The 9,592-nt window shown below is 65.6% G+C and carries 8 protein-coding genes; 5 read left to right on the forward strand and 3 right to left on the reverse strand.

Annotated features, from left to right (window positions below):
• From Q8N40_RS10560 to Q8N40_RS10570, 3 genes are all read left to right on the forward strand, one after another.
• Positions 1 to 1,133, forward strand: a 1,133-nt coding sequence (locus Q8N40_RS10560) for a rhodanese-like domain-containing protein (RefSeq protein ID WP_305711782.1), incomplete at its 5' end; no start/stop codon positions are given.
• 139 nt (positions 1,134 to 1,272) lie between these two features.
• On the forward strand, positions 1,273 to 1,842 hold the full coding sequence (locus tag Q8N40_RS10565; protein WP_305319320.1) for a thiamine pyrophosphate-binding protein: 570 nt from the start codon (positions 1,273 to 1,275) through the stop codon (positions 1,840 to 1,842).
• The gene (locus Q8N40_RS10570; RefSeq protein WP_305711783.1) at positions 1,839 to 2,438 is read left to right on the forward strand and encodes a thiamine pyrophosphate-dependent enzyme; all 600 of its coding nucleotides are present in this window, start codon (positions 1,839 to 1,841) and stop codon (positions 2,436 to 2,438) included. The genes Q8N40_RS10565 and Q8N40_RS10570 overlap by 4 nt, the downstream gene beginning before the upstream one ends.
• Before the next feature lie 14 nt (positions 2,439 to 2,452).
• On the opposite strand, the gene Q8N40_RS10575 is transcribed toward Q8N40_RS10570, so the two are convergent.
• The 3 genes from Q8N40_RS10575 to Q8N40_RS10585 form a co-directional block, all read right to left on the reverse strand.
• Positions 2,453 to 3,379: a LysR substrate-binding domain-containing protein gene (locus Q8N40_RS10575; protein WP_305318843.1), complete on the reverse strand. Its 927-nt coding sequence runs from the start codon at positions 3,377 to 3,379 to the stop codon at positions 2,453 to 2,455.
• Between the two features lie 23 nt (positions 3,380 to 3,402).
• Entirely contained in the window at positions 3,403 to 3,732 is a 330-nt protein-coding gene (locus tag Q8N40_RS10580) for a hypothetical protein (protein ID WP_305318842.1), read from the reverse strand.
• Between the two features lie 94 nt (positions 3,733 to 3,826).
• Positions 3,827 to 5,083 carry an Hsp70 family protein gene (locus Q8N40_RS10585; RefSeq protein WP_305711784.1) on the reverse strand — a complete coding sequence of 419 codons (1,257 nt, stop codon included), beginning with the start codon at positions 5,081 to 5,083 and terminating at the stop codon, positions 3,827 to 3,829.
• A 323-nt stretch (positions 5,084 to 5,406) separates the two neighbouring features.
• On the opposite strand from Q8N40_RS10585, the gene Q8N40_RS10590 reads away from it, so the two are divergent.
• Positions 5,407 to 7,743, forward strand: coding sequence for a Tex family protein (locus Q8N40_RS10590; RefSeq protein WP_305711785.1), 2,337 nt, complete (start codon positions 5,407 to 5,409; stop codon positions 7,741 to 7,743).
• Positions 7,744 to 7,912: 169 nt separating this feature from the next.
• Positions 7,913 to 9,274, forward strand: coding sequence for a 3-carboxy-cis,cis-muconate cycloisomerase (gene pcaB, locus Q8N40_RS10595; RefSeq protein WP_305711786.1), 1,362 nt, complete (start codon positions 7,913 to 7,915; stop codon positions 9,272 to 9,274).
• Positions 9,275 to 9,592 lie beyond the last annotated feature (318 nt).

The following is a 9,592-nucleotide window of genomic DNA, read 5'->3' on the forward strand; positions in this document are numbered from 1 at the left end:
CAGGCCATCCGCTGTTCGCCGCCAACATGGCGGCCGGCCGGATCGCGCTCGAGGCCGAAACGCGGCTGCCGCGCAAGGATGTGCCGATCGTTCTGTATGACGCCGGCGAGGGCCTGGTCGCGCAGGCCACGGATCGTCTGCAGGCATTGGGTTACACCGACGTTCGTCAGCTCGACGGCGGGCTGCAGGCCTGGCAGGCCGCGGGTTACGAAGTCTTTCAGGACGTGAATTCCTACGCAAAGGCCTTTGGCGAACTGGTCGAATCCCGCCGCCACACGCCCTCGCTGCCGGCGGAAGAAGTCGCTGACCTGATCGCGAGCAAGGCCAACATTGCGGTGCTCGATGTCCGCCGGTTCGACGAATACGCCACCATGAACATTCCGGGCTCGGTCAGCGTGCCCGGCGCCGAGCTGGTGCTGCGCGCCGGCCGCGCGGCGCCGGATCCCGCGACCACCATCATCGTCAATTGCGCCGGCCGCACCCGGTCGATCATCGGCGCCCAGTCGCTGATCAATGCCGGCGTCGCCAACCGAGTGGTGGCGCTGCGCAACGGCACCATCGGCTGGACGCTGGCCCGGCAAAATCTCGAGCATGGCGCCAACCGGCGCGGCGAGGTCGGCGCCTTCGCGGGCGCGGAGGCCAATGCCCGCGACGTCGCCTATCGCGCCGGCGTCCGGCGTCTTCGTCCGGAAGAGGCGACGGCGCTGACGGCGCAGGCCCACCGCACGCTCTATCGCTTCGACGTCCGCTCGGCGGAGGAATATGCCGCCGGCCACATCGCAGGCTTCCGCCACTATGCGGGCGGCCAGCTGGTGCAGGAGATCGACATGGCCGCGCCGGTGCGCGGCGCGCGCATCCTGCTGACGGACGACAAGGGCGTGCGCGCCGACATGACCGCGTCATGGCTGGCGCAAATGGGCTGGGAGGCCTGCGTGCTTGACGGCGGCTATGACGGCGCGCTGGAAGTGGGGCCGCCGCAGGTGTTGCCAAAGCCCGATCCGGCGCATCGCTACCGGCGTCCCTACGAGGGCACCGACGTCGATGCCGGCGCCATGCAGGCCTATCTCGACTGGGAATATGGCCTGGTCGAACAGCTCCGGCGCGACGCCAGCCATGGATTCTTCGTGATCTGACGACGAGGCGGCAGTCTTCATTCGCCGAGAGTTCCAATTTTGCGATAGAAGCCATAACGACATTGGGCGTCGTGCGCGCCACCAAAACAATCTAGTCTACGCACCAAATCCGAGAAATCGACTTGAGGAGCGCCACGCGATGGCCGATACGGCAGTCAAAACCAAAGACAAGGCGACCGCGCCGCTACACCCGTGGCCGGATGACGTCTATCGCGTGCTCAAGGAAGCCGGCGTCAAACAGGTCGGGATGGTGCCGGATGCCGGCCACAGCCGTCTCATTCGCGCCTTCGACGCCGATCCGGAGACCCGCCTCGTCACGCTGACGACGGAAGAGGAAGGCGTGGCCATGCTGGCCGGGGCCTGGCTCGGCGGCCAGCGCGGCGTGCTGCTGCTGCAGTCGAGCGGCGTCGGCAACTGCATCAACATGCTGTCGCTGCCCGCGATCTGTCACATGCCGCTGCTGATGCTGGTGACGATGCGCGGCGACTGGGGCGAGTTCAACCCGTGGCAGATCCCGATGGGGCAGGGCACGCAGGCCTCGCTCGAAGCCATGGGCGTCATTGTGACGCGCGCGGACACTCCTGACGATGTCGCGCCGACGGTCTGGGGTGCTGCGAACCTCGCCTTCAACACCTGGCGGCCGGCCGCGGTCCTGATCGGGCAGCGGGTGCTCGGCGCCAAGAACTTCAAGGAGCTGGCACGCAAATGACCAATCCGAATGCACTGCTGCATCGTCGCGATGTCGTCAACGAACTGTTGCGCGACCGCGGCGATATTCTGGTCATCGCCGGGCTCGGCGCGCCGAACTGGGACGTCTCGGCCGCCGGCGACCACGCCAATAATTTTCCGCTGTGGGGCGCGATGGGCGCGGCCGCGATGATGGGTCTCGGCCTCGCGTTGGCGCAGCCGAAGCGCAAGGTGCTGGTCGTCACCGGAGACGGCGAGATGCTGATGGGCATCGGCTCACTAGCCACCATCGCGGTCGAGAAGCCGCCGAACCTGACCATCGCGGTGCTCGACAACGAACGCTTCGGCGAGACCGGCATGCAGAAGACCCACACGGCCTCCGGCGTGGATCTCGCCGGCATGGCGCTCGCCGCCGGCATCCGCACCTCGCAAACCGTGCGAACCATGGAGCAGGTCAGCGAGATCCGCGACCTCGCTCATCAGGGCAAGGGCACGGTGTTCGCACTGGTGAAGATCAATCCCGAAGCCCTGGTCTTTACCTTGCCGCCGGCTGATGGCGTCATCCTGACCACGCGCTTCCGGCAATCCGTTCTCGGCGATGAGGCGCTCTACAACTGAACGGCTGGCGCGGCTCAGCCCGCCAGCTTGATGTTCCAGAGGCCTTCCCTGGCCAGCTGCTCGATCTCGGCCACGATCAGCGCCGAGATGGTGCTGGTGGCGATCGATGACGGCCGCGCGATCGGCGACGCCAGCAGCAGTTCGCGGGACACCGACGGGTTCACCAGCGCCGCCATCTCCAGGCGCTTGGCCGCCAGTTCGGCGCGGATCGCCGACGCCGGCAACAGCGTGTAGCCCAACCCCTCCTCCATCAGCGCGATCTGGGCCCGGTAGGAATCGGCCTCGATCATGGCGTTGAGTGTCAGCTTCTTGCGGGCGACGGCCTTTTCCAGCAGCGCGCGCAGGCCATGCGAAATGCTGGGAAGGATCAGCCTTTGCCTGACCAGCCACTCCAGCTCGACCTGCTTTTTCTTGCCCAGGCCCGAACCCGGCGGACCGACCACCGCGAGGTCTTCGCTGCCGATCGTGTGAACCGAAAGATGCAAATCGTCGGCGGGACCGTAGGTGATGGCCAGATCCATCTCGCCCCGGTGCAGCCATTCGACCAGATGGCCGCCATAGCTTTCGACGATACGCAGCGAGATATCGGGCAGATCCGTGATGATGCGGCGGGCCAGCCGTCCCGACAACACCGCGCTGACCGTCGGCACCAGGCCGAGGATGACCCGCCCGGACGGTTTGCCGCTCGCCGATTGGATATCGTCGCGCACCTGTTCGATCTGACGCACCAGGCCGGTGGTGCGGTCGAGCAGGATCTGACCGGCGCTGGTCAGCAGCATGCCGCGGCCGTTGCGAATGAAGAGCTCCACACGAAGCTCGTGCTCAAGCAGCTTGATGTGCCGGCTCAACGCGGGCTGCGCGGCCCGCAGCCGGTCGGCCGCCTTGCTGAGGCTTCCGAGCTCCGCGACCGCCCGGAAGGTTCGCAGTTGTTTGAGATCCATCCGCTACCCCCAAGGGCACTTCCTCAGGCCTTTGCTTTCTTCCTGGTCGCCTTCTTGACCGGCTTCGCGACCGGTTTTTTGGCCGGCGGCGGGGCCTCGGCCGCGTTACGCATCGAGCGCGCGTAACTGTCGGCGGCGTTGTCGGCGGAAATCTGCAGCCGGCGTGCGGCGGCCGCGGCCTGCTCCATGGTATTTTTCGCGATCAGCTTCAATTTGGCCTTGGCCTCGCCGTTCTTCGCCTTGGCGGCGAGGCCCGCGTAGCGATCCCGCCGCTTTTTCGCGGCGGCCATCAGGCCCTTGTATTGCTGCTTCGCAAGCTGCCGGATTACGACATCCAGATCGGCGTCCGCCATTTTTGATTCCCCAATTGCCATCCCGGCATTCCGTTGAATTGACTATGCAATTGCCGGGAGTGCATTGCAAATAGGCGCAAGACGCGCCGCGGACTCAGTTCCCCGACCCGTAGCGCCGCAGCGCCTCCAGCGTCAGACCCTTGCCGACAGCGCCAAAGGTGTCGCCTTCGACGATCCGGGCCGACGGCAGCGCCTTGGTAATGGCCTTGCGGACATGGGCGAGCCGCACCGAACCGCCGGTCAGGAACACGGCATCGATATCGCCGGCGGTCAAGCGCGCCTGGGACAAGCAAATCTTGATTCGGGCCGCAATACGCTCGGCCAATTGCTTGGTGTGGCTGACCAGATCGGGCCGGCCGATTTCAGCGGCAAGGCCCGGTGCGACCCATTGCAAGGGAATGTCGGCCCGCCGCGCGTCGGACAGCGCGATCTTGGCGTCCTCGACCTCCATCGCCAGCGTATGGCCGCGCTGTTCGTCGACCACCCGCACCAGCCGGTCGAGCAGTTCGGGCTCGCGCGCCTCCTGCCGGACCTGGCGGATGTCGGCGATCACGCGCGGCTCGTACATGCGGTTGATGTTCGACCAGGTCGCGAGGTCGTGGAAATAGCTCGAGGGCACGTCGAGGCCGGGGCGCTTCATGGCGCTGCCGAAGCCGAACAGCGGCATGATGACGCCGAGGCTGAGCTGGCGGTCGAAATCGGTGCCGCCGATGCGCACGCCGTCATTGGCGAGGATATCGGCTGTGCGGTCGACCTTGCCGTGGCGCTGCGGTCCCAGCCGCACGATCGAGAAGTCCGAGGTGCCGCCGCCGATATCGGCGATCAGGGCGATTTCCTCGGCCGAGATCCCGCGCTCGTAGTCCAGCGCTGCTGCGATCGGCTCGAACTGGAAGGTGACCTGGTCGAAGCCGATCTCGTGGGCGATGTCGCGCAGGGTCTGCTCGGCTTTGCGGTCGGCGTCGTCGGCATTGTCGACGAAATGCACGGGGCGGCCATGCACCACGTCGCGCAGCTCGTGGCCGGTAGCCTGTTCGGCGCGCCGTTTCACCGCCCCGAGATAATAGGCGATCACGTCGCGAAAGCTGGTCCGCTCCCGCCCCAGCCACGTCGTCTCCTCGATCAGCGTCGTTCCCAGCACCGATTTGAGGCTGCGCATCAGCCGGCCGGGCGCACCCTCGACATAGCTCTCGATCGCCTTGCGGCCGATCAGCACCGCGCCGTCGGTTTCATAGAAAATCGCGCTCGGAATCGTGGTCTGGCCTGCCTCGAGCGCCGTCAGGACAGGCGCATCGCCCACGATCGTGCCGAGCGTGGTATTCGACGTTCCGAAATCAAGTCCGCAGCTCGACATGGGCGCTTCCTGAGGGGGAGCGTCCGTCTACCCAGTTAGGCGTCGTCAATCCACCTTTATCTCGCAATATATGCCGGCCTCATCCTGGGGAGCTTGCGAAGCAAGCGTCTCGAAGGATGGCGGCAACATCTGGACGTGCGGCCATCCTTCGAGACGCGCGCCAGGGCGCGCTCCTCTTGATGAGGTCGGAGATGGTTGACAAGGTCCATCCACAGATCAATTTGTTTCGTTCCGCGGGTTGATGAAACGAGCGGCGATGGTTCATAAGCGTCCTCCCGCGGCAGGCGATTCACCGGCCGCGATCGCTTCAAGAAGGATTGCGCGTGGCAAACATCTATCGGCAGATTGCGGAAGAGCTCGGCGTTCGCGAAGCGCAGGTCGAGGCGACGGTGACGCTGCTCGACGGTGGCGCCACGGTTCCGTTCGTGGCGCGCTACCGCAAGGAAATCACCGGCGCGCTCGACGACGCCCAACTGCGCACGCTGGAAGAGCGCCTGAACTATCTTCGCGAACTCGAGGAGCGCCGCACCGCGGTTCTCAATTCGGTGCGCGAGCAGGGCAAGCTCGATGCCGCGCTTGAAGCCGCCATCCTCGCTGCGGACAGCAAGGGCCGCCTCGAAGACATCTATCTGCCGTTCAAGCCGAAGCGCCGCACCAAGGCCGAGATCGCCAGGGAAGCGGGGCTGGAGCCGCTGGCCGAACTGCTGCTGACCCAGCCGGAGCACAAGCCGTTTGTTTCGGCCAAGCCTTTCGTCAATGAAGAAAAGCAGGTGCCCGACACCGCCGCCGCGCTCGATGGCGCACGCGCGATTCTGGTCGAACGCTTCGCCGAGGATGCCGATCTGATCGGCGCGTTGCGCGAGCAGGTGTGGTCGAACGGCCTGCTGACCTCCACGGCGCGCAAGGGCAAGCGGACCGAGGGAGAGAAGTTCAAGGACTATTTCGAGTTCAGCCAGGCGCTGACCAAACTGCCGTCGCATCGCATCCTCGCCATGTTCCGCGGCGAGAAGGAAGAGATTCTCGACCTGCAGATGCTGCCCGAGCCGGTCGCGGCCACGCCGCCGCCGATCAGCTCGCATGAGATGAAGATCATGCAGCGTTTTGCCATCTCCGATCAGGGTCGCCCCGGCGACAAATGGCTGCTGGAAACCGTGCGCTGGGCCTGGCGCACCAAGATCCAGGTGCATCTCAATATCGATCTGCGAATGCGGCTGTGGGATGCGGCCGAACAGGAAGCCGTGCGCGTATTCGCGTCCAATCTGCGCGACCTGCTGCTGGCAGCGCCCGCCGGCGCGCGCGTCACCATGGGGCTCGATCCCGGCTTCCGCTCCGGCGTCAAGGTTGCGATCGTCGACGCCACCGGCAAGGTGGTGGCCACCACGGCGGTCTATCCGCATGAACCGCAGAAGCGCTGGGACGAGGCGCTGGCGACGCTGGGGAAACTCGCGGTCGCGCATCGCGTCGATCTGATCGCGATCGGCAACGGCACCGCCTCGCGCGAAACCGACAAGCTCGCCACGGAACTGGTCAAACTGCTGCCGGATCTCAAGATGTCGAAGATCGTGGTGTCGGAGGCCGGCGCGTCGGTCTATTCGGCCTCGGCCTTTGCGTCGGAGGAATTGCCGGAACTAGACGTGACGCTGCGCGGCGCGGTCTCGATCGCGCGGCGGCTGCAGGATCCGCTGGCCGAACTGGTCAAGATCGATCCCAAGGCGATCGGGGTCGGGCAGTACCAGCATGACCTTGGCGAGAGCAAGCTGGCGCGTTCGCTCGACGCCGTGGTGGAAGATTGCGTCAACGCCGTCGGGGTCGACGCCAACACCGCTTCCGCGCCGCTGCTGGCGCGGGTGTCGGGCATCGGTTCGGGGCTGGCGCAAAGCATCGTGCAGCACCGCGATGCCAACGGCCCGTTCAGGTCGCGCAAGGCGCTGAAGGAAGTGCCGCGGCTCGGCCCGAAAGCGTTCGAGCAATGCGCCGGCTTCCTGCGCATCCAGGGCGGCGACGACCCGCTCGACGCCTCCGGCGTGCATCCGGAAGCCTATCCGGTGGTGCGCAAGATCCTGACCGCCACCAAAAGCGACATCAAGGCGCTGATCGGCAATGCCGAGATCGTGCGCCAGTTGAAGCCGCAGGCCTTCGTCGACGACACCTTTGGTTTGCCGACGGTGACCGACATCCTGCGCGAGCTGGAAAAGCCCGGCCGAGATCCGCGCCCGGCCTTCAAGGCCGCCGTGTTCAAGGAGGGCGTCGAGACCCTGAAGGATCTCAAGAAAGGCATGATCCTCGAAGGCACTGTCACCAACGTGGCGGCGTTCGGCGCTTTCGTCGATATCGGCGTGCATCAGGATGGACTGGTACATATCTCCGCGATGTCCAAGACCTTCATCAAGGATCCGCGCGAGGTGGTGAAATCGGGCGACATCGTCAAGGTCAAGGTGCTGGAGGTCGAGGTCGCCCGCAAGCGCATCGCGCTGACGCTGCGGCTCGACGACGAGACCGGCGGCAAGAGCGAGCGCAAGCCGCAGGAAAGGCCACGCGATATTTCTCCGAAGTCGATGACGTCCGCAGCGCCTGCCAAGCCGCAACAGCCATCCGCCGGCGGCGCGCTGGCCGAAGCCATGCGCCGCGCCGCCGAGAAAAACGGCGGACCGAAGGCGTAGAGCCAGCGTCGCCTGGCGATCATCTTCTCCCCTCCCCACCACGCGGCGAAGAGCCGCGCGGGGGGAGGGGAGAAGCAAGCATCTCACGGCACGACGGACAGATCGCGGGCGCTGCGTTATACCCTCAATGTAAAATGTATCGGCCGCCCGCGATCTCCCAAGGAAACCCATGCCCTCCTTCTCGACCTCCACCACCGTGCTCGATTCCATCCTGTTCCGCGACGCCTTCGGCACTCCTGAAATGCGTGAGGTGTTTTCGGACTTCAGCCTGATCTGTCGCTACGCCGAGGTCGAGATCGCGCTGGCGCGGGCCGAGGCGCGCTGCGGCGTGATTCCGGCCGAGGCGGCGGAGCAGATCGCAGCGCGTACCGACGTCGCGGCATTCGATTTCGACCTGCTGCGCCGCGAGACCGATATCGTCGGCTATCCCATTTTGCCGCTGGTGCACCAGATGACAAAGCAGTGCGGAGAGGCCGGCCGCTACGTGCATTGGGGCGCCACCACGCAGGACATCATGGATACCGCCGTGGTGCTGCAGCTGCGCGCCGGCCTTGAGATCATCGAGCGGGATATCGCGGCACTGCGCGGCATCCTCGCCGATCTGTCGAAACGCTATCGCGATACGCCGATGGCGGGCCGCACCCATCTGCAACAGGCGCTGCCGGTGACGTTCGGCTACAAGACCGCGATTTATCTCGCGATGTTCGACCGCCACGCCGAACGCCTCGAACAGCTGAAGCCGCGCCTGCTGGTCGGCCAGTTCGCCGGCGCTGCTGGAACGCTGGCCTCGCTCGGCGACAGGGGGTTCGAGGTGCAGCAGGCGTTGTGCGAGGAACTCGGCCTCGGCGTTCCCGTCTCCACCTGGCATGTCGCGCGCGACGGCTTTGCCGAAGCTGTGAATTTCCTCGCGCTGGTAACGGGCTCGCTCGGCAAGATCGCGCTCGACATCATGATCATGGCCTCGACCGAATTCGCCGAGCTCTACGAGCCCTTCGTCAAGGGCCGCGGCGCGTCCTCGACCATGCCGCAGAAGCGTAACCCGATTTCGTCCGAGTTGATGCTGGCGGCCTCGAAGGCGGTGCGGCAGCATGCCGGCCTGATGCTGGACGCGATGGTGCAGGATCTCGAACGCGCCACCGGACCATGGCATGCCGAATGGATGGCCATTCCCGAGAGTTTCGTGCTGACCGCGGGCGCGCTCAACCAGGCGAAGTTCGCGCTGGCAGGCCTCGTGGTCGACGAGAAGCGGATGGCCGCCAATCTCGACATCAGTCGCGGACTGATCGTCGCCGAGGCCGTGATGATGGGACTGGCGCCGGAGATCGGCCGCCAGGAAGCGCATGATGTGGTCTACGACGCCTGCCGCCTCGCCAACGAGAAAGGCATGACGCTGGCCGACGCGCTGTCGGCGGACCCGCGGGTGACCTTGCGTATCGACCGCGCGACCATCGATCGGCTGACCTCGCCGCAAAATTATCTCGGCCTCGCGCCCGCGATGGTGGACCGGGTGCTGGCGGCATTGAAGCGTTAGTTGAGGGCAGTCACCGGGCGCGCCACATCGCGGCTGTGCGATTTGGCGGGAGCCTTCCGTTCAGTGTTCTTGCCCCGACGGGCAAATCACTTCGCTTTATCGGAAATCGTGTCAAGACCCTCGCGAAAAAATATTTCTGTTTACCAGAATAAGCCATCGGAGTATATGCTTTGCCATCCCGTCCCGTTCAGAGCAACTGTGCTGAAGTAGACCGGTGATCGGCCGGCCTCAAGGCTGGCGCGAAGCGCGCCCCCGCCTTCGGCGGCTGACGGCCTTGACCCCGTCCGTTCCCCGGTCTGTTGGCTTGGCATGCGCTCG

Source organism: Bradyrhizobium sp. (assembly GCF_030693485.1).
Classification (GTDB): Bacteria; Pseudomonadota; Alphaproteobacteria; order Rhizobiales; family Xanthobacteraceae; genus Bradyrhizobium.